This is a genomic window from Corallococcus sp. Z5C101001 (assembly GCF_007352635.1).
Lineage (GTDB): Bacteria > Myxococcota > Myxococcia > Myxococcales > Myxococcaceae > Corallococcus > Corallococcus silvisoli.
Map to the genome: position 1 here is coordinate 22502 of NZ_VKLU01000023.1, position 20052 is coordinate 42553.

General features: G+C 70.1%; 17 protein-coding genes. 16 read left to right on the forward strand and 1 reads right to left on the reverse strand.

Annotated elements, in window-relative coordinates:
- Window positions 1-172 precede the first annotated feature (172 nt).
- The 14 genes from FOF48_RS34660 to cglE all read left to right on the forward strand — a co-directional run bounded on the left by FOF48_RS34660 (window position 173) and on the right by cglE (window position 16791).
- Entirely contained in the window at window positions 173-319 is a 147-nt protein-coding gene (locus tag FOF48_RS34660) for a lmo0937 family membrane protein (protein ID WP_201756512.1), read from the forward strand.
- The gene (locus FOF48_RS34665; protein ID WP_255443003.1) at window positions 316-885 is read left to right on the forward strand and encodes a hypothetical protein; all 570 of its coding nucleotides are present in this window, start codon (window positions 316-318) and stop codon (window positions 883-885) included. The genes FOF48_RS34660 and FOF48_RS34665 overlap by 4 nt, the downstream gene beginning before the upstream one ends.
- A gap of 53 nt (window positions 886-938) precedes the next feature.
- On the forward strand, window positions 939-2027 hold the full coding sequence (locus FOF48_RS34670) for a HupE/UreJ family protein (RefSeq protein WP_235685948.1): 1089 nt from the start codon (window positions 939-941) through the stop codon (window positions 2025-2027).
- A gap of 55 nt (window positions 2028-2082) precedes the next feature.
- Window positions 2083-2553: a hypothetical protein gene (locus tag FOF48_RS34675; RefSeq protein WP_143909026.1), complete on the forward strand. Its 471-nt coding sequence runs from the start codon at window positions 2083-2085 to the stop codon at window positions 2551-2553.
- Window positions 2554-2624: 71 nt separating this feature from the next.
- Window positions 2625-3395 (forward strand): hypothetical protein, encoded by a 771-nt coding sequence (locus FOF48_RS34680; protein WP_143909028.1) that lies wholly within the window; start codon window positions 2625-2627, stop codon window positions 3393-3395.
- A gap of 143 nt (window positions 3396-3538) precedes the next feature.
- Window positions 3539-4207: a 50S ribosomal protein L3 gene (rplC, locus tag FOF48_RS34685; RefSeq protein ID WP_143909030.1), complete on the forward strand. Its 669-nt coding sequence runs from the start codon at window positions 3539-3541 to the stop codon at window positions 4205-4207.
- 325 nt (window positions 4208-4532) lie between these two features.
- Window positions 4533-5351: an outer membrane beta-barrel domain-containing protein gene (locus FOF48_RS34690; protein ID WP_143909032.1), complete on the forward strand. Its 819-nt coding sequence runs from the start codon at window positions 4533-4535 to the stop codon at window positions 5349-5351.
- 8 nt (window positions 5352-5359) lie between these two features.
- Window positions 5360-6580, forward strand: a complete 1221-nt coding sequence (locus FOF48_RS34695; protein WP_143909034.1) for an outer membrane beta-barrel domain-containing protein — start codon at window positions 5360-5362, stop codon at window positions 6578-6580.
- Window positions 6581-6582: 2 nt separating this feature from the next.
- Complete coding sequence (locus FOF48_RS34700; protein WP_143909036.1) at window positions 6583-8121, forward strand: tetratricopeptide repeat protein; 1539 nt, start codon at window positions 6583-6585, stop codon at window positions 8119-8121.
- Window positions 8122-8386: 265 nt separating this feature from the next.
- The gene (locus FOF48_RS34705) at window positions 8387-12040 is read left to right on the forward strand and encodes a tetratricopeptide repeat protein (protein WP_143909038.1); all 3654 of its coding nucleotides are present in this window, start codon (window positions 8387-8389) and stop codon (window positions 12038-12040) included.
- Entirely contained in the window at window positions 12037-13479 is a 1443-nt protein-coding gene (locus FOF48_RS34710; RefSeq protein WP_143909040.1) for a tetratricopeptide repeat protein, read from the forward strand. The genes FOF48_RS34705 and FOF48_RS34710 overlap by 4 nt, the downstream gene beginning before the upstream one ends.
- A gap of 158 nt (window positions 13480-13637) precedes the next feature.
- Window positions 13638-13922, forward strand: coding sequence for a hypothetical protein (locus FOF48_RS34715; protein WP_143909042.1), 285 nt, complete (start codon window positions 13638-13640; stop codon window positions 13920-13922).
- 56 nt (window positions 13923-13978) lie between these two features.
- Window positions 13979-16027 (forward strand): TonB family protein, encoded by a 2049-nt coding sequence (locus FOF48_RS34720; RefSeq protein WP_143909044.1) that lies wholly within the window; start codon window positions 13979-13981, stop codon window positions 16025-16027.
- A gap of 164 nt (window positions 16028-16191) precedes the next feature.
- Window positions 16192-16791, forward strand: a complete 600-nt coding sequence (gene cglE / locus FOF48_RS34725; RefSeq protein ID WP_143909082.1) for an adventurous gliding motility protein CglE — start codon at window positions 16192-16194, stop codon at window positions 16789-16791.
- 22 nt (window positions 16792-16813) lie between these two features.
- On the opposite strand, the gene FOF48_RS34730 is transcribed toward cglE, so the two are convergent.
- Entirely contained in the window at window positions 16814-17656 is an 843-nt protein-coding gene (locus FOF48_RS34730) for a helix-turn-helix domain-containing protein (RefSeq protein ID WP_186002197.1), read from the reverse strand.
- A gap of 254 nt (window positions 17657-17910) precedes the next feature.
- Between FOF48_RS34730 and FOF48_RS34735 the strand changes: the two genes are divergently transcribed.
- Both FOF48_RS34735 and FOF48_RS34740 read left to right on the forward strand, forming a co-directional pair.
- The gene (locus tag FOF48_RS34735) at window positions 17911-18711 is read left to right on the forward strand and encodes a hypothetical protein (RefSeq protein WP_143909048.1); all 801 of its coding nucleotides are present in this window, start codon (window positions 17911-17913) and stop codon (window positions 18709-18711) included.
- Between the two features lie 6 nt (window positions 18712-18717).
- On the forward strand, window positions 18718-19983 hold the full coding sequence (locus FOF48_RS34740) for a PKD domain-containing protein (RefSeq protein WP_143909050.1): 1266 nt from the start codon (window positions 18718-18720) through the stop codon (window positions 19981-19983).
- Window positions 19984-20052: the final 69 nt, after the last annotated feature.

The following is a 20052-nucleotide window of genomic DNA, read 5'->3' on the forward strand; positions in this document are numbered from 1 at the left end:
GGGCGCGGCGCGTCTCCCGGTGTCCGGAAAAAATGCCCGGGCTGGGAAGTTTGTTGCCCAACCTGACCCTGCAGAAAGCGCCACCTGTTGCCGAGGGGCCTCCTCGTTCCTAGCTTGCGCCCGGTCTGATTCATGGGCCCTGTGTGGCGGGAGGCGTGGCGTGTACTGGACCATGGGCATCATCTTGCTGGTGTTGTGGGGGATGGGGCTGATCACCGGCTCGACGGAGGGGCACTGGGTGCACCTGCTGCTGGTGTTCTCGCTCATCGCGTTCGTGCTGGGCGTCGCGTCGCTGGGGCGCAGGCGGGGGCTGGCGTGAACCCGCCGGAGCTGGACATGGCGTGGCTGGAGTTGCCGCGAGACAAGGCGGGCTTCGTGCGGCGCGAGTGTCCCCGCTGCCAGCGCGCCTTCAAGACGCGGCCCAGCCGCCACGACGCGGGGATGCTGCAGCGGCTGCTGGCAGGCTACTTCCCCTTCGAGAACCTGCACGAGGCGTACACCGCGGAGGAGCTGCCCGCGTGGCACTGCCTGTACTGCGGCCACCGCGCGCTCCCGGACGCGTGGCTCACGCCGGATCAATCCGCGCACGTGGAGCAGATGGCGCGCGCGTGGGCGAACCACGTGCGGTACGAGCAGCTGGCGTACGTGCAGCGCACGCTGTCGCAGAACCCGCGGCCCACCTTCGTGTCGGTGGCGCCGGAGCCGCTGCCCCGGCCGCTGCCTCCGGACGAGGAGGTGCTGCGCACGCTCCCCCTGGTCTGCTGCGGTGAGGAGGTGCAGGCGTCGTGGGACTGGGACGCGCCCCTCATCTGTCCGCGCTGCGGCGCGCACCACGGCGGGCTTTCGGGCCGGCGTCAGGTGCGCCTGGAGTTCGTGAACGAGTAGCCCGCACCCGGAGGTGGACGGGGGGGCGCGCGGAGGGCAGGCTCCCGCGCGCGATGAAGCTGGCCCCCGCCGTCCGGGTGGTGTTCATGGCCCTGGTCCTGCTGGGGCCGGGCGCCGCGTCCGCCCATGCCGACGATCTCCTCTCCGCGCGGGTCGCCCGCGAGGCCGCGTCCCCGGAGCGCGTTCGGGAGACGCTCACCCTGACGCCGGACACGCTGCGCCTGCTGCTGCCCGGCCTTCCGCCCGCCCGCCCGGACGTGGACCGCGCGCCGTCCGCCGTGCTCCAGGCCCCGCGCCCGGAGGTGGAGGCACGGATCTGGAGCCGGCTCCCGCTGTCCGCGGACGGGGCGCCCTGCGTGCTCCAGTCCTCGGAGGTGGCATGGGATGACGCCAACGGCACGGCGGTGCTCGCCGCGGAGTTCACCTGCCCGCCGGGACGCCTCCGTCAGACGTTCGGCGTGCTGGACGCGCTGCCTCCGGGCTACCGGCTGATCCGCGCGGGCGGTGGAGCCGAAGGCGGGTTCGCGGGCGCGGACTTCGCGGATCGGGAGCATCCCACGCTGGACATGGAGGGCGCGGGCGGGGCGGCGGAGGGCTTCGCCGGTTGGGTGGGCGAGGGCGTCCGCCACATCCTGGGAGGTGTGGATCACCTGCTGTTCCTCCTGGCGGTGCTGCTGGTGGGCGGCTCGTTCCGGCGCATCCTGGTGCTGGTGACGTCGTTCACGCTGGCGCACTCGCTGACGCTGGGGCTCACGGCGCTGGGCGTCTTCACGCTGTCCGCGCGCGGCACGCGGTGGGCCGAGGCCGCGATCGCCGCGTCCATCCTCTATGTGGCGCTGGAGAACCTGCTCTTGCGCCGGCACGCGCACCGCGCGGGGACCACCTTCCTGTTCGGCCTGGTCCATGGGCTGGGCTTCGCGAGCGTGCTCGGCGGCTACGGGCTGGGCGACGCGGTGGTGCCCGCCCTGGCCGGCTTCAACCTGGGCGTGGAGATGGGGCAGGCCGCGGTGGTGGCCCTGCTGGTGCCGGTGCTGCGCATCCTCCAGCGGAGGCCCCGGCTGCACTCGAGGGTGGTGGGCCTGTCATCCATGTGCCTCGCGGGAGTCGGGCTTTATTGGATGGTTGCTCGCGCGGTCGGTTGAATTACCCCTCCTGCGTTCCTAGCTTGCGTCTGACGAGGGTGGGGGAGGGACGCTGATGGGTGCGAGGCATACACGGCTGGCCGCCGCACTGGCCGCCGCGTGGGAGGCGGAAGTGGTGTCGGCCCGGCGCATGACGGGGTTGGCGGAGCGCATGACCGACGCACGGGTTCGGGCACGGCTGATGGTGCTGGCCGCGTTCTGCCGAGCCCATGCGTCGCGGCTGCTGGCCCGCCTGGCGGCGCTGGGGCGGGGCCCGCTGCCGGTGCCTCCGGAGGAGATCGACCTGGATCCGGACACGGTGCTGGAGCTGCGCCGCGAGGGGGCCTTCGCCCGTGCGTCGGCCGCTCGCTATGAGACGACCGCGGAGATGGCGCGCCAGCACGCGGACCTGTCGTCCGCGTGGGTGTGCGAGCTCAACCGGACCGAGGAGCAGGACCGCGCCCGGGAGCTGCTCGCCCTGGCGGAGGGGGCCCTGGCGGCGGTGCGGCGGGAATCCCAGGTGGTGGCGGCCCCCGCGGACTCCTGAAAACGGGGCCGGGCGCGCGGGACGCGCTCGGCCGGTGACAGTCCCGGCGTCTTGGGCGTATGAATCCGCCCATGGCGAAGGAGAGCTACAACGATCTCATCTTCCAGCTCGGCGACCTGGCCCGGGACGTCCTCCCGGGCAAGCCGAACTGCCCCCGCTCCATGGAACGCGTCTACCGCGCCGAAGAGGTGCTGGAGGCGCGCCGGGACGAACTGGCGGCGCTGGAAGCGGAGATGAACGACGAGGACGTGGCGTACCAGGACTTCCTGGCGCAACACGAGGACGACTGCGCGGCCCAGAAGGAGATCACCGGCCGCTTCCAGCGGGCCGTGACGGCGGTGGAGGGCAAGGTGAAGGGCCTGCGCAAGACGCTGGCCACCCGCCGCGCCGACCTGCGCTACGCCATCGTGGGCCTGAAGAAGCTGGAGGTGAAGCTCGCGGACCTGGAGATGACCACCCAGGACCCCGCGAAGCTGGACGCCGCCAAGCAGAACCTCAAGAAGAACCGCATCGCCCAGATGCGCCTGGCCCGCGAGGTGGAGGACTGGGAGGCCCAGCTGGCCACCGCCCTCACGCCCACCCCCGGCCAGCCCGGCGCCGCCGGCATCCTGGCGCACAAGCGCCTGATCGAACTGGAGGACGCCGCCGAGGAGCAGAAGAGCGGGCACGACACCCGCATGGCGGAGCTGGATCAGTCCATCGCGGCCAAGGAGGAGGAGATCAAGGGCGCGGAAGATTATCTGGATCAAGCCCTGTTCCTCCTCGGCGAAGAGGTGTATGCCCAGCGCATCGCGGAGAGGCAGCTGGAGCCTTTCTACAAGCGGCTGGACGTCGCGCAGTAAAGAGGCCGCTCACCCTTGGTGCTTGACGTGAGGGGCGTGTTTGCTATCTTGCGCCGCTTCCTGGCGGCCGCGGGGACGCGTGTAGGCCAGTTCATTGATTTCATTGGGCTTTCGGCGCCACGGGCGCTCGCTGTGAGGACGACGTGAAGGGTCTGATTGGCAAGAAGATCGGCATGACCCAGGTGTTCAACGACGAGGGCAACCTCGTTCCGGTGACGGTCATCGACGTCAACACCTGTCTGGTGGTCGGCAAGCGCACCCCGGAGAAGGATCAGTACTCCGCGGTGACCGTGGGCTTCGGCGAGGTTCGCGAGAAGGTCCTGAACAAGCCGCAGCTCGGCTTCTTCAAGAAGGCCAGCGCCACGCCGCGCCGCCACCTGCGTGAGTTCCGGGTCACGGCCGAGGAGGCCGCCGGTTTCAACGTGGGCGACGCCATCAAGGCGGACCTGTTCTCCAAGGGCGAACTGGTGGACGTCACCGGCGTGACCAAGGGTCGCGGCTTCTCCGGCGTCATGCGCCGCTGGAGCTTCAAGGGTTCGCAGACCAAGACGCACGGTACGCACGAGTACCAGCGTCACCCGGGCGCCATCGGTCAGCGTAAGACGCCGGGCCGTACGTACCCGAACAAGAAGATGCCGGGTCACTACGGCGTCGACCGCGTCACCACGCAGAACCTGACCGTGGTGGACGTGGACGTGGAGAAGGGCCTGGTGCTCGTGAAGGGCGCGGTGGCCGGCCACAACGACGGCATCGTCATCGTGCGCCCCAGCATCAAGGTGGCCATGCGCGCGCAGCACAAGGCCGCGCGCTAGTCCTTCCGCAGCTGACGCCGGGGCGCTTCACCGCGCCCCGCTGACGCCCCGCTTCCGGCACCCTCGGGTTCCGGGCGGGGCGTTCGTCGTTTCCAGTGCGTCGCGCGTGCGCGGGCCCCGCGGGAGGCCCCGCATCCCCGTGGAAACGTTGAGTGCTGGTCGCCCTGGCGGCAAAGGGCGAAAACTTTACCGACTGTCGCTGGGATCCGCTTGCGGCGAAGGGGCGCCGTGCTCACATGGCTCTCCTACGCCGGTGCCTCGCCGTCGCGGTTGACGGGACGCGACCGGATCACCCAACGGCCCACCCCCGGGCCGGGCAGGAGATATGAAAGCACGCACGCTTCGCGTCTTCGCCGCGCTGAGCCTCTCGCTGACGGCGCTCGGCGCCGCCGCCCAGGAAGACGGCGTCCTGGATTCGGCGGTCGTCCGCAACCGGCTCTACACGCCCGCGGGCCACCCGGAGCTGTCCCTGTCCGTGGGCCTGCCGGTGCAGACGCACCTGACGGCGCACTACTTCTTCGACCTGGGGCTGGCCTACAACCTGTTCGACACGTTCGCGCTGGAGGTCCGCGCGGGCTACGCGGCCAGCCGCCACACGGGCCTGGCGCGCTCCATCTCCGAGTCCTTCCTGGACCGCGAGGACAAGCGCGTCACGGATGAGCTGGAGGACCTCTGGCAGATGAACCTGCACGGCGTCGCTGGCGTGCGGTGGGCTCCCATCTACGGGAAGATCAGCCTCGTCGCGGACATCCCGGTGCACTTCCAGACGTACCTCTGGGCGGGCGGTGGCTTTGGCAACCTGAAGCGCCAGTCCGTCATCCAGTGCACCCATGTGGTGGATCGGGCCGCGGGCGTCTGTGACAACCGCACGTCCGTGGATGACCGGGGCAGCGCGACGGAGAACTTCTGGGTGAAGGAGTCGCGCGTGGCGCCGGTGGTGTCCGCCGCGCTGGGCTTCCGCTTCTTCATCCAGGAGCACCACGGCATCCGGCTGGAGCTGCGCGACTGGATCTTCAAGGACAGCTACCGCGTGAACCTCCTGCGTGACGACTGGGAGGCCGGAAGGCCCACCGGTGAACCCGCGAGCAGCCCGGGCCTCACGCACCTGGTGCAGTTCGACCTTGGCTACACCTACTCCTTCTGACCCTCCCTATGCGACCCTTCCGTTCCATCGCGCTCCTCGTCGCCGCGGTGCCTGCCCTTGCGTTCGCGCAAGGCGCGGCCCCAGCGCAGCCGCCGGCGGCTCCGGGCCCGGATGCGACCGCGCCGGCCTCTCCGTCACCCGCGGAACCTCCGGAGCGCGCGCGCACCCAGCGCGAGGCGCCCGCGGTGCCCCAGTCGGCACCGGAATCCACCCAGGCTCCGGCGCGCGCCGCCCCCGTCACCGACGAGGATGACGCGGACGGCACGCCCTCTCCCCGGCCCCAGGCTCCGGCCGCCAGCGGCCCCACGTCCGGCACCGCGCCCGCGGATGCGCCGGTGCTGGACGCCGATGAGGCCCCGCGCACCACGGACGCGCAGCAGCAGCGGCTGGTGAATGGCGCGCCGCTCTACAACCCGAACGTCAACGTCCACATCGTCCAGAAGAAGCGCTTCGCGGACGAGGGCAAGCACGAGCTGGCGCTGTACCCCGCCGTGGTGCAGGTGAACGGCAAGTTCACCAACCACGTGGGCACCGCGCTCCACTACGTCTACCACCTGCAGGAGAACTTCGCCCTCCAGGTGGGGGGCCAGTACAACTGGTACTCCGACGAGAGCAACTTCAACCTGGAGCTCATCGACAAGGTGCGCGAGCAGGCCCAGGCCGCGTCCTCGCTGCTGCTCCAGTGGGGCGCGCACGCGGGCGTGGAGGTCACGCCGCTCTACGGCAAGTTCGCCTTCTTCAACAACTCGCTGGCGCAGTTCAGCGTGGTGCTGAGCGGTGGCGCGGGCATTGGCAAGACGCGCCACCTCATCCGCCCGGCGGTCGCCAACGAGGTGGACGGCACGACGTACCAGGTGCCCGCGCGCTTCGGCGACACCGGCAACAAGTTCCTGGGAGAGGTGGGCGGCGGCTTCCGCGTGCAGTTCGGCAAGTCCTACGCCATCCGCCTGGAGGTGCGCGACCTCATCTACACCGCGCGCGTGGACAAGGTGGACGGGTGCAACCTGTCGGACTTCGAGGCGCTGGAGGCCGCGCGCGCCGCCAACCAGCCCTTCGACGGCCTGGCGCTGAGCGGCAGCTGCAAGGTGGCGAAGTTCGATGGCGTGGACCCGAAGACGAAGAAGAACTACCGCGAGGACATCATCCTCGGGAGGGACCTCGTCGCCGAGCCTTCGTCGGACGTCCTCAACAACGTCAGCTTCTACGCTGGCTTCTCGGTGCTCTTCTAACCATGTCCCGACTGCTTCGACTCCTTGTCGTCCTCGGGCCCCTCTGCCTGCCCGCCGCCGCCTTCGCCCAGCAGGACGTGGGCGCCTACAACCGCGCGCTGTCCGCGTTCAACGCGGGCCAGTTCGACACCGCCGCCCCCCTCTTCGCGCAGCTCGCCGAGGGGGCGGACACGGACCTGAAGGGCAAGGCCGAGTACTACCTGGCGCAGACCTTCGCGAAGAAGGACCTGCCCGTCGCGGCCTTCATCTCCTACGCGGCCATCGTCAACGCCGGCCCCAAGCACCCCTCGTACCTCAAGGCCATCGAGGGGCTGGTGGACATGCAGCAGCGGCTGGATGAGCAGAACCTCATCCCCAGCATCCTCAACCAGGCCTACTCCGACGAGGTGCGAGACCAGTGGGTCACGCTGCCCAAGGAGGTGCTCGCGCGCATCAACTACCTGGTGGGCACCGCCAGCCAGCGACGCATGCGCTTCGAGGAGGCGCGCGCGCTGCTGGAGGCCGTGCCTCCCGACAGCCGCGTCTACGCCAAGGCCCGCTACCTGCTGGGCATCGTGCTCGCGGATCCGCGCTTCCCGGGCCGTCCCGGGGAAGGGGAGGCGCTGGACCAGGAGGCCCTCGCCGCGTTCCAGGCCGTGCTCTCCACGAAGGAGCCGCAGGTGGACCTGCGGGAGACGCGCGAGCTGGCGCTCCTGGGCCTGGGGCGCGTGCACTACCGTCGGGGCGAGTACGCGGACGCGGTGAAGGCGTACGAAGGCGTGCCCCGCTACGCGCGCTTCTGGGATCAGGCGTTGTTCGAGAACGGCTTCGCCCGCTTCCAGAACGAGGACTTCGGCGGCGCGCTGGGCAGCCTCCAGGCGCTGCACGCGCCCCAGTTCGAGGGCGCCTTCCAGCCGGAGTCGTGGATCCTCAAGTCCACCGTCTATTACTACTCGTGCCTCTACGACGAGGTGAAGACGACGCTCGCCGCGTTCGACGAGCGCTACGGCCCCATGGCCAAGCAGCTGGAGCCCTTCACCGGAGACGACCTGCCGCCCGTGCAGGCCTTCAACCTGGTGGCGTCGGAGAACCGCCGCCTGCCGCGCGCGGTGTACCTGTGGATCCGCAACAACGAGCGCATCCGGGAGGTGATGCGGACCCTCACCCGCGTGGACGAGGAGAAGCGCGCCATCAGCGAAGGGCCGTGGCGTGGCACCCCGTTCGCCGCGCAGACCGTGGCGTCGCTGGAGGACGTGCGCGGCACCCTGCTGCAGGTGGGCGGCACGCTCGCGAAGAACCGCATCCAGGAGGCCGCGGACAACCTCCGCACGTTCTCCGACCAGGCGGAGATCATCCGCGTCCAGACGGCGCTCGATGAGAAGGACCTCTTCTCCGCGGGCGTGGACCAGAAGGCGCTGCTCTCGCGGCAGTCGCTCTACCGTCCGAAGATGCCGGGCGCGTCGTGGAACTACTGGCGCTTCCAGGGCGAGTTCTGGATCGACGAGATCGGCTACTACCAGTACACGCTCAAGCGCGGCTGCCCCGCCCGTCAGGAGAAGTAGCGACGAGGTGGGAGCCGGGTGCACCCGGCCTCCCCAGGCAGTACCCCCGAGGCCCCTTCCCCGTGACGCAGGTCGCGGAGGATGGGGCCTTTTTTCAGGGTGTTGAGTCCTGGAAGGTGCCCCCGCGTGATGGCGTACGCCGGGGCACAAGGCATGTTCCGGGCCACTTCTCAATCTGGGTACCCGCGTCTACTTTCCGTCGTCCCTCCCCGGTTGGGCAGAAGTTTGCCCAGGGTTGGCGAGGCGCGGTTCTCCAGGAGCTCGCATGAAGGTGGTTCTTCGGTTCGGTGCACTGGCGGTGGGCGTCGCGCTCGCGGCCGGTGGGGTGGGGGAGGCGGCGGAGCCGACAGCTCCGCCGCGCAAGGCGGCGACGAAGAAGTCCTCTTCGACGGCGAAGGCCGGGAGCAAGAAGGGCGAGGCCGCCACCCAGAAGGACAAGGCGGACGCCAAGAAGGCGGAGCTGCCACCCGGCGTCGCGCCCCAGGACATGCGCAAGGGCCCGGCGCGGGTGAAGCCCGCCACGGCCAAGTTCGCGGATGTGCCGCGCATCGCGGACTCCAAGCGCGAAGCGCTCGCGGACAAGAAGCGCGACGAGGCCATCGAAGGCTTCAAGCGCCTCATCCCCAAGCTCCAGGAGACCTCCACGCAGCGGGCGGAGATGCAGTACCGCCTGTCGGAGCTCTACTGGGAGAAGTCCAAGTACCTCTACCAGTTGGAGATGGAGAAGTTCCTCGCGGCGGAGAAGGCCTATGACGCGGCGGTGGCGCGCGGCGACAAGGCCTCCGCGCCGGAGCAGGACCACCGCGAGTCCGAGCGCTACCGCGCGGAGACGATGCGCATCTACGAGGACATCCTCCGCGACTACCCGCAGTACCCGGCCCGCGACGAGGTGCTCTTCTCGCTGGGCTACAACCTCTACGAGCTCAACCGCCGCGAGGACGCGGTGGCGCGCTACGAGGAGCTGATCCGCGACTTCCCCAAGTCGCAGTTCGTCCCGGACGCGTACATCCAGCTGGGCAACCACTACTTCGAGAACAACAAGCTGGCCCCCGCGAAGGTCAACTACGAGAAGGCGCGCGACTCGGGCGTGCCGAAGATCTACGCCTACGCGACCTACAAGCTGTCCTGGTGTGACTTCAACGCGGGCGACCTGGACGCGGGCCTCAAGAAGCTGCACGAGGTGGTGGACTACGCGGGCCAGCGCGGCGAGGAGCTGGGCGACCTGCGCACCGAGGCGCTCAACGACCTGACGGTCTTCTACGTCCAGTTGGATCAGCCCAAGGAGGCGCTCGCCTACTTCAAGCAGAAGGCCCCGCCGAAGCGCCAGGGCCGGCTGCTCGCGAAGACGGCCGCGGGCCTGGTGGACGCGGGCCACTTCGACAGCGCCATCCTGGTGTACCGCACCCTCATCGACGACGCGCCCATGGGCACGAACGCGCCGGAGTACCAGCAGGCGGTGGTGCGCGCCTATGAAGGCCTGCGTCAGCGCCAGCAGGTCCGCAAGGAGATGAAGCGGATGGTGGACCTCTACCGCCCGGGCGGCGAGTGGTGGACCACCAACGCGGGCAACGCGGGCGTCTTGCGCAACGCCTTCAGCGTCACCGAAGAGGCGATGCGCGTGATGGTCACGGAGTACCACCAGGAGGCGCAGAAGACGCGTCAGGTGGAGACCTACCGGCTCGCGCGCGACATCTACAAGCAGTACGTGGACGCGTTCGCGTCCAGCGACAACCCGGAGTTCGTCGCGGACTCCGCCTTTAACATCCGCTTCTTCTACGCGGAGATCCTCTGGGCCCTGGAGGAGTGGCAGGCCGCCGCGGCCGAGTACGACGCCGTCGTGGCCTTCAAGATCCCGGACCGCGACTCCGCGCGCGAGGTCTCCAACGAGGCCTACCGCAAGTCCGCCGCGTACAACGCGGTGCTCGCCTACGACAAGCTCGTCAAGATCGAGCGCGGCCAGCTCTCCAAGAGCGACCTGAAGGACGGCCAGAAGGTCGACGAGAAGAAGGACAAGGGCGACGTCGCCAAGCAGAAGCTCGTCAAGCGCGACGCCAAGGAGCAGGAGGAGCAGCCGCTCACGAAGTTCGAGGACCGGCTGGTCGCCGCGTGCGACACGTACAACTCCCTCTACCAGGGCAACCAGGATGAGATCGACCTGCGCTATCAGGCGGCCGTCATCCTCTACGACCGCGCGCACTTCGTGGACGCGGCCCACCGCTTCGGGGAGATCATCGAGAAGTTCCCGGAGGAGCGCCGCTCGCGCGACGCCGCGGACCTGACGATGTACGTGCTGGAGAGCCGCGAGGAGTGGCAGGAGCTCAACACGCTGTCGCGCAAGTTCCTGGGCAACAAGAAGCTGTCCAAGCCCGGCTCCGACTTCGCCCAGCGCGTGGCCCGCGTGGTGGAGGGCAGCCAGTACAAGTACGTGGATGAGGTCGTCTACAAGCAGGAGAAGAACCCGGCGAAGGCCGCCGAGGCGTTCCTCTCCTTCGTGACGGAGTTCCCCAAGTCGGAGAACGCGGACCGCGCGCTCACCTACGCGATGGTCATCGCGCAGGAGGCGGGAGAGGTGGACAAGGGCATCACCGCCGGCGAGCGCGTCCTCAAGGAATACCCGAACAGCAACTTCGAGCTGCAGACGCGCTACACGCTGTCCGGCCTCTACGAGAAGGTCGCCGAGTTCAAGAAGGCCGCGGCCATGTCCGAGTCCTTCGTGGCCGCCTACGACGATGCGATGAAGGCCCGCGAGGCCTCGTCGAAGCGCGCCTCGGAGAAGAAGCCCAAGGCGGGCGCGGTGGCGAAGAAGGACACGCCGGGGGCCGCGGAGGACGCGGACTCCAAGCGCGAGCAGCGGGCCGCCGAGCGCAAGGCGCAGGTGGACTCGGCGGGCGCGTGGGTGGCGGACGCCCTCTTCAACGCGGGCGTCTGGTACGACGGCCTGGGCGAGTCCCAGAAGGCCGTCACCGCGTGGAACACCTACCTGGCGCGCTTCAAGGACCGCAAGGACGTGCCGCAGGTGGCCTTCTCCATGGGCCTCGTGTGGGAGAAGGAGAAGAAGTGGGGCGACGCGGCCCGCGCCTTCAGCCGCTTCGTGGAGGACTACGGCCGGGATTCACGCACCGCCGCGGGTCAGCCGTACCTGGCCCGGTACCACGAGCTGCTGGCGTACCAGAAGCTGCGGGACGTGCGCGGCCAGGAGAAGGCGCAGGACGAGCTGTTGCGCGGCTGGACCAAGCTGGCGGAGGGCGTCCGCAAGGACCCCGCGGTGCTCAACGCGTACGGCCACGCGCGCTTCCTGGCGCTGGAGCCCACGTGGAAGCGCTTCTCGGACATCAAGTTCACGCGCGTCTCCACCATCCGCCGCGACCTGACGGCCAAGCAGCGGGAGATGCAGCGCGTGGAGAAGGAATACGCGGCGGTGCTCGCGACGGGGTCCGGCGAGTGGGGCATCGCGGCGCTCACCCGCATCGGCCTGGCGTACGCGGACTTCGCTCGCAACATCATGGACTCGCCGGATCCCTCCGGCCTGGATGATGATCAGCTCAGCATGTATCGCGGCGAGCTGGAGACGCTGGCGCTGCCGCTGGAGGACAAGTCCAGCGAGGCGCTGGAGAAGGGCCTCCAGAAGGCCTACGAGCTGGGCATCTACAGCGAGTGGACGCTGGCCGCGCAGGACCAGCTCAACCGCTTCCGCCCGGGCGTCTACGCCCAGGTGAAGCCGGTGACGTACCGGGGCAGCAGTGATTCGCGCGTCGCCGCTGGCGTGCTGAAGGACCTCAATGGCCCCATCAGCGCCTCCGCGGAGCCGAAGCCCCAGACGCCGGCCACGCCGGAGGGCCAGGCGCCGGCCGCGGCGCGGGAAGGGGCGGAGGGCTCGACGTCCGAACCCACCGCGCTGCTCGAGGGGGTGCGGCCGTGAAGACGAACCACCGCGGCGACATTCGCAGCCAGTTCGAGGGGACGGGGACGACGGGGATGAACGGGTTTCGCACCAGAGGCATGTTCCTGGCGGGGGCCTTCGCCTTCGCCTTCACCACCGCGTGCGCCACGGGCCCCAAGCCCGTTCCTGTCGCGATGAACGCGGTGGAGAAGCCCGCCGCCGTGGTGCCCACCGCGCCCGTGCCTCCGCTGGCGGACAAGGGGGACGCCAACGCGCTGTTCGCGGAGGCGCTGAAGGCCTACGAGGCCGGCGACCTGGACACCGCTCGCAAGGGCTTCGAGGGGGTCGTGTCGAAGGAGCCCAAGGCGCTCAACGCGCAGTTCAACCTGGGCGTCATCGCGGAGAAGCAGGGCCGCCCGGCGGACGCCCGCGCGGCGTACGAGAAGGTCCTCTTCCTGGACCCCGCCCACACTCCGTCGGTGATGAACCTGGGCCTGATGCACCGGCACGAGGGGCAGCTGGACGAAGCCATCGCGCTCTACTCCAAGGCGCTCCAGGCGCCCGGCCACGAACACGACGAGCCCGTGCTCAACGCGCTGGCCGCGACGTACCGGCTCTCGGGGAAGCTGGACGAGGCGGAGGCCACCGGCCGGCGCGTGCTCGCGCGCAGCAAGGACAACCCGGAGGCGTACAAGACGCTGGCGCTGGTGGCGTACGACCGGGGTCAGTACCGCCTGGCGGAGCTGCTCATCGTCAACGCCCGCAAGGTCGCGCAGGACGACCCGGCCATCTCCAACACGCTGGGGATGATCTACCTGAAGATGGAGGACCGCCCGCGCGCGCTCGCCCAGTTCCAGAAGGCCGTGTCGCTGGATGACGCGTTCGCCCCCGGGCACCTCAACCTGGGCGCGCTGGCGCTGAGCTACCGCGACTACGCGGGCGCCGAGCGGGCCTTCACCAAGGCCCTGGCCCTGGAGCCCGACGGACTGGAGGGCCAGCTGTATCTGGCCTACGCGCTGGACGGCCAGAAGGGGGTGGATCCGAAGAAGGGCGTGGCCGCGGGCGAGGCGTTCGAGAAGGTGCTCGCGCGCTCCGCGGACCGGCCGGAGGCGGTGTGCGGCGCGGGCTGGGCGTACTCGGCGGACCGCTCGGGCTTCGAGAAGGCCATCGCGTTCCTCGACCGCTGCAAGGAGCTGTCCGCCACGTCGGCGCAGGACAAGCAGCTCATCACCGCCAAGGTGCAGGGCCTGCAGAACATGCTGAAGAACCCGCCCGCGGCCCCCGCGGCCACGGCGGGCGCGGAGGGCGAGCCCAAGAAGGACGCCGCCGCCACCGGGGGCGCGGGCTCGTCCGTGATGAACCAGCTGCCCCAGGACACCAGCGCGCCCGAGCAGGCGCCAGCGGACGGCGCCGAGGCGGCCGCTCCCCATCCGTCGAACAGCGAACAGGCGGCGCCCCCGGCTGCTCCAACGCCCTGAAGAAACAACAGTCGCCCTGGCTGGGAGGACGAGAACTTTCTTCTCTCCTCCAGCCCCCCGCGTGCAAGCGGCCGGGCGGCTCCCATAGAATCCAGGGGCTTGGAGTTGGTGCGAGCCCTGCATTGGAAATCGCGAAGCGGGCCAACGGGAGACTGCACATGAAGCGACTGCTGGCAGCGGTGGTGATGGTGGGGGGGCTGGGCGCCGGCCCGGCGCTCGCTCAGGACCAGGGCAAGGACTCGGTGAAGGTCATCCAGGAGGAGGACCGCACCGTGTATCGCAAGAAGACAGTGATTGATTTCACGGACGTGGCGGTGGAGGGCGAGCTCACCAAGCCGGAAGGCTCCTACGTGCTCAACCGCAAGAAGACGGATTTCCAAAGCCTCATCAAGGTCCGGGAGAACTTCGACCCGGAACTGCAGAAGTCGGCGGACAATCTCTAGACGGCTCAGGCGGCGTTGAACGTTTTCGGGACGGGAAGGGAAGAAGGAAGAACTTCATGGCGGCGGCGAGAAAAAACGGTTTGACGCTTCGGATCACCACCCCGGACGGCTCCATCCAGGAGACGGTTTCGGAGGCGGAGAGTGTCATCGTGGGGTCGGGCGCCCAGGCGGCGGTGAAGATTCAGGATCCGCGGGTGTCCAACCTCCACGTGATGCTGAAGGTGGACCACGATGGCTCGGTGATGGCCATCGACCTGGGCAGCGAGGCTGGCACGCAGGTCTCCGGACAGAAGCTCGTCATCCCCACGGCCCTCAAGCCGGGGGACGTGCTCACGGTGGGCACGTCGCGAGTGGAGGTCCTCTTCGGTGACGCGCCCCGGACGGTGGCTCCAGCCGCGGCGGTGGCGCAGCCCGGCATGTTCCAGCAGCGTCCGGTGATGCCACCGTCCCAGGCCCCACAGGCGGCGCCTCCGGTGCGGCGGGACGCGCCTGCGCCTCCCCGGGCTCAAATGAGCGCGGCCCCCGCGTCCAACGTGGTGGGCACGGTGGGGACGCCGCGCTCCGCTGCTTCGGGCGCGATGGGCACCCAGGTGGCCACGAACGTGGCGCCCACCCCGGTGTTCGGCCCTCCGGCGCCTCCGGCGGCGGCGCGCAGGCAGACACCCCCGGCGGTGGCCGCGGCGCGCAGGCCGCAGCCTCCTCCGCACTTGCAGGAGCCCTTGCCGAGGGACGCGCAGCCCACGCCGGACGCGAAGGTGCTCCAGGTGTCGCTGCTCTGGGGCGACCAGATGCTGGAGGTCCAGCACTTCAAGGACGGCGTCCCGGTCACCATCGGCGAAGGCAAGAAGAACGCCTTCCATGTGTTCGTGCCGCAGGTGGGCGCGCGCCACGTGCTCGCGGTGAGCAAGGGCGACAAGCTGGAGCTGCGCGCTCCGGCGGGCTCGGGCGTGTTCGTCACCAACAACGGGGACGTGCGCACGAAGGACGCGCTGCGCGCCGCGGGCCAGCTGGACGCGGCCTCCGCGGAGCAGGAGCAGCGCTTCACCCTGGGCCTGCATGACCGCGCGGAGGTGTCGCTGGGCACCGTCGCGTTCGTGATGCGCTACGTGAAGCCGTCTCCGGCCATCCTGGCGACGTCGCTTTCGGATCGCGACTTCGGCTTCTTCAAGATCGCCTCCATCTGCATCCTGGCGGCGGCGGCCTTCGTCACCGCGATGCTGCTGACGCCGCACACGGAGACGAAGTCCGCGGACGACGTCTTCGAATCCCAGCAGCGCGTGGCCAAGTTCCTCATCGCCCCGGAGAAGAAGGTGGAGGCGAAGAAGCTCCAGCTCTCCGGCGTGGAGGAGGGGGCCAAGGCCAAGGACGAGGAGGGCAAGTTCGGCAAGCAGGAGGCGAAGCAGGAGGAGGCCGCGCCCTCCAAGCCGGGCACGCCGGTGGTGGACAAGTCGAAGAAGGAGAAGGACCGCCAGATGGTGGGCAAGGTCGGCCTGCTGGGCGCGCTCAAGGGCATGAGGGGCGGCGCGTCGGACGTGTTCGGTCCGGGCGGCATTGGCACCGGCATCAACGACTCGCTGGGCGGCCTCAAGGGCGGCGCGGCCATGGGTGACGCGCACGGCGTGGGCGGCCTGGGCTCGCGTGGCACCGGCAACGGCGGTGGTGGCACGGCGCTGGGCATCGGCGGCCTGGGCACCCAGGGCAACGGCCGGGGCACGGGCGGCTCGGGTGGCATCGACCTGGGCGGTCGCGGCAAGTCCGTGACCAAGGTCATCCCCGGCAAGACGACGGTGATTGGCGGCCTGGACAAGGACGTCATCGCGAAGGTCATCCGGCGGCACCAGAACGAGATCAAGTACTGCTACGAGTCGGAGCTGAACAAGAACCCGGCGCTGGCCGGCAAGGTGGCGGTGGCCTTCACCATCGACCCGGCGGGCGCGGTGGCGGACGCCAGCGTGTCGGAGTCCACGCTGGGCAGCAGCCCCGCGGAGCAGTGCATGATCTCCCGCATCCGCCGCTGGAAGTTCCCGGAGCCCAAGGGCGGCGGCGTGGTGAACGTGACGTACCCCTGGCTGTTCTCGCCCTCGGGCGCGGACGCGGCCGAGTAGCGCGGGCCGGAAGCCGTCGAGTGGAAGACCCAAGTGGCGTGGACGCAACGGTCCACGCCATTTTCATTTTTCCCCGCTGCCGTTTCGTGCGCGGCATCACTACTGTCCGTCCGTTGCTCCTCGGCGTGCGAGGGAGCAGGAGGGCAACCGTGACGGGAGGAGTCGTGAGGAAGTCGCTGCTGTTGGCCGCGCTCGCGCTGGCGACGCCGGCCCTGGGGGCCACTCCGCCGGAGGGCGTGGAGTTCCAGCCGCGCCAGGGGTTCTTCACCGAGACCGACGTCGGTGTGTTCTTCACGCTGGGCGGCGCGAACAACTACTCCAACGCGCAGACCTACCTGCAGCTGGGCATCGGCTACGACCTGACGGAGCGGCTGTCGCTGGGGGCCCACTTCGCGCTGGGCGCCTCCGCGCAGAACTGCTTCGCGGGGTTCCTTCCGGACTCCAACGTGTGCGCGCTGTCGGACAACTTCACGGTGGCCTTCGGCGACCTGACGGCCGCCTACCACGTGAGGCTGGCCAACCGCTTCTACCTGACGCCCAAGCTGGCCGCGGGCTACACGCGGTTGGATCCGACGCCGGTGGATCCCGACAAGGGCGACCCGGGCCGCTCCATCAACGCCTTCAACGCGGGCGTGGGCGTGGGCGTGGAGTACGCGACGTCCCTCGACCACTTCTCGGTGGGGGCGGACTTCCTCGCGCGCTACATCATCGGGCCGAACATCGCGACGTTCGCGCTGTTCCCGCGCGTGAAGTACACGTTCTGAGCGCCCGCCCGGGACCGCCACCTCACGGGGTGCGCGGCGCCGGTGGGACGGGGCCAGGCGCGCGCCGGGCGTACTCGGCGGGCGGGCAGCCCACGACCCGGCGGAAGTCGCGGATGAAGTGCGCTTGATCGAAGTAGCCCAGCTCCAGCGCCAGTCCCGCCAGGTCTGGCGGAGGCGTTTCGCGCAGCCGCTCGGCGGCCTCGTGCAGCCGGTAGCGCTGGATGACCCACTTGGGGCTCACGCCCACGTAGCGGTTGAACAGCCGCTGCAGCGTGCGCAGGCCCGGGCCTCCGGAGAGGAGCAGGTCCTCCACCTTCGTCACCGTGCGGTCCTGCTGGATGCGCGTGACCAGCCCCCACACCCGCTCCATGTTCGGATCCTCCGCGGGCCTGCGCGCACGCAGGAAGGCCTCCGCCAGGGCGATGCGTTCGCGGTCCGCGTCGAGGGTGACGTTCGTGGCGAGGATGGCCACCTCCAGTTCACGCGCCTCCGGACCCAGCAGCTGGGCCGGCGCCACGGTGCGACCGGTGAGGACGGACACGGGGGTCTTCAGGAAGGGGAAGAAGCCCCCGGGCCGGAACTTGATGCCGAACACGCCGCCCAGCCCCTGCAGGAGGATGCTGAAGCGCCCGGAGTGCGGGCCGCCGATGCGCGACGTGCCGTCCTGGAAGGCCCAGTGCACGGCCGGATGAGGGAGGTTCTGCTGGAGGAACGGGGGCTGTTCCCGCAGGTCCCAGCGCACGGCCCAGAAATGCTCGACCCAGGGGCGCAGGTCCTCCGAGGCGAGGACGCGCATGTGCTCGAAGTGCCTCGGATCCGGACGGGGATACAGCAGGCCCCGGGGGCTGCCAGCGTTCGACTCCACGGGGTTCCACCTCCTTGCCCGGACCGGTGTCATCACGTCCGGCGGTCGGATGCTAGCGGGTCCATTCCGCTCGGCGCATGCGGGCCGCACCGGCGGTGGGAGCAGGGGCACCGCGCCGCGAAGCACGGCGCGGACGTGCTCGATTCGCGCATCGACTGACGGCGGACACGAGGCACGACTCCGGGCCGGATTCAGTCCCCTCTCGCGTGTGCGCACCCTGGATCGGTCCCTCGACGACCTTGCCAGGTGTGTTCATGACTCCTGTTGTCCGTCCCCGCGCGGGTGCGCTGGTGCTGGCGCTGGTGGTGTCCCTGCTGTCCACCCCCTCGCTCGCGCAAGGCATCACGCTTCCGTATGGGGACACGTGTTGGGGCACCGGGGCGGACGCGGACGGCGACGGGCTGAACGACGACTGCGAGCTCCAGGTGGCGGCCGCCTTCATGCCGTCGCTGTGGATTGCCCGGAACGAGCGGGGCGCGGGCCGCCGGCCGTACTTCGCGGTGAAGTCCCAGTCCTTCGCCCTGCGCACGCTGCGCATCTTCTACATGGATGCCCTCTACGAGGACCAAGGGGTGCTCGGCGGTCTGGTGGACGCGCATGACGGCGACAGCGAGTTCCAGGTGCTGGAGGTGCACTTCTCCGACGGGAGGTGGCTCCTGGATGCCGCGTTCCTGTCCGCGCACCTGGAGACGTTCTGTGACTCCTCCGCCTGGTACGGCTACGCGCAGCTGGAATACGCCTCCGTGTTCCGGGGCGCGCCGCGCATCTACATGGCCCGGGACAAGCACGGCACGTACAACACCCTGTCGTCGTGCGACCGGGGCGGCTGCTACGTGGACGACTGTTCCCAGGGGAAGCAGGAGGCGCTGGATCCGGGCAACCGGCTCGTTGCTCGCAACGTGGGCTCCACGGGCGCGCCGTTGATCAACGCCGTCACCTTCAACGGCCAGACGGAGCGGCTGTTGGATGACGTGGAGTTCAAGGGCTGGGACAACCAGTGGTACCGGCCCAACTCCACGCCGTATCGCGGGCGGCTCGTCCGCTTCGGCTTCTAGCGCGCCATGCGTTCCACTCCGCCCCTGAAGGAGCCGGGCCTGCGCCCCCGCACGCGCATGGTGCTCGCGGCCGGTGGCGTGGTCGCGGGGAGCCTCCTGCTCGCGGGCCTGGATGCGCCCGACGGCACCGTCGCCGGACCGTCACCGACCCTCCCGTTCGAGGTGGAGGCCCCGGACGCGCCTCCCGCACCGCCCGGCTCCGAAACCCCGCGCCTGTCCTTCACCGTGCCCGTGCTCGCCGATGGAGGCACGGCGGAGGACGCCCGGCTCGCCCGGGTCCTGGGGGAGGTCTGGGAGCCCGTGGCCTCGTCGGCCTTCATCGAGCAACTCGACACGGAGCGTCCCTGGGTCTGCGCGGGGGACACCGTTGGCGTCCTCGCCAGGGTGGGGGGGCGCCGGGAGCCGGGCATGGTGACGCGCTGGGTCTGGCCCACGCAGGAGGGCCGCGCCGCGCTCCAGCCAGGGCCGGGGCTGGACTGGCCCGCGCCGTCGACGCCGGGGCTCTACCCGGTGCGCTTCCAGCTCTGCCGCGACCTTGGAGGCCGCCGCGTCGGGGTGCTGGCGGAGCGCACGGTGCTCCTGGACGTGCGGGCCTGCGAGCCCGACGCCGGGCGGGAGTCGCCGCGCATCCGCGCGCGGCAGGATGGTCCGGCGACCTTCACCTTCGAGGTCCAGACGCCGCGAGGAGCGCCCTCCCTCACCGGGTACATCTGGGATTTGGGGGACGGCGCCCTGGAGGAGACGTCCGGGCCCCGGCTTGAACACAGCTATGCGCTGGCGCCCTCCGAGGGCATGGATCCGCGCGGCTTCACGGTGCGCGTGCGGGAGCGGACGGCGCCGGACGCGGACCCGGACGTGGAGGTGGCCTGGGCCGCCACGGCCTTCGTGAGCGTCCGTCCGGCGGCGCTCCCGGAGCTGCCTCCGCGCGTGGAGCTGAGGGTGTCCCGGTGGCGGCCGGAGAAGGGGGGCGGCGGCTGGCGCAGCGAGGTCTCCGTCGTCATCCCGCGGGGCGCGGAGGCCGTCACGTGGACCGAGGTCGAGCGCATCCTCGTGCGGGTGGACCGCCAGCGGTTGTCCACCCGGATGCCCTGGGAGCGCGCGCTCGTCGTCGAGGAGTCGCTGGAGCGCGGCGGCTTCCGAGGCACGGTGGCGGTGCACCCGGAGGAGGTGACGCCCGACATCCAGCAGGTGCTGGACGTCCTGCATGGCCGCGACGCGCGCGGCGAGGACGTGGTGGTGTCCTGGGCCTCGTTCAAGCAGGACCTGCCCTGAACGAAGAAGAGGCCGTCCCCGGGTCAGGGAACGGCCTCCTCGAACCTTCTCAGCGGAGCCGTGAAGCCC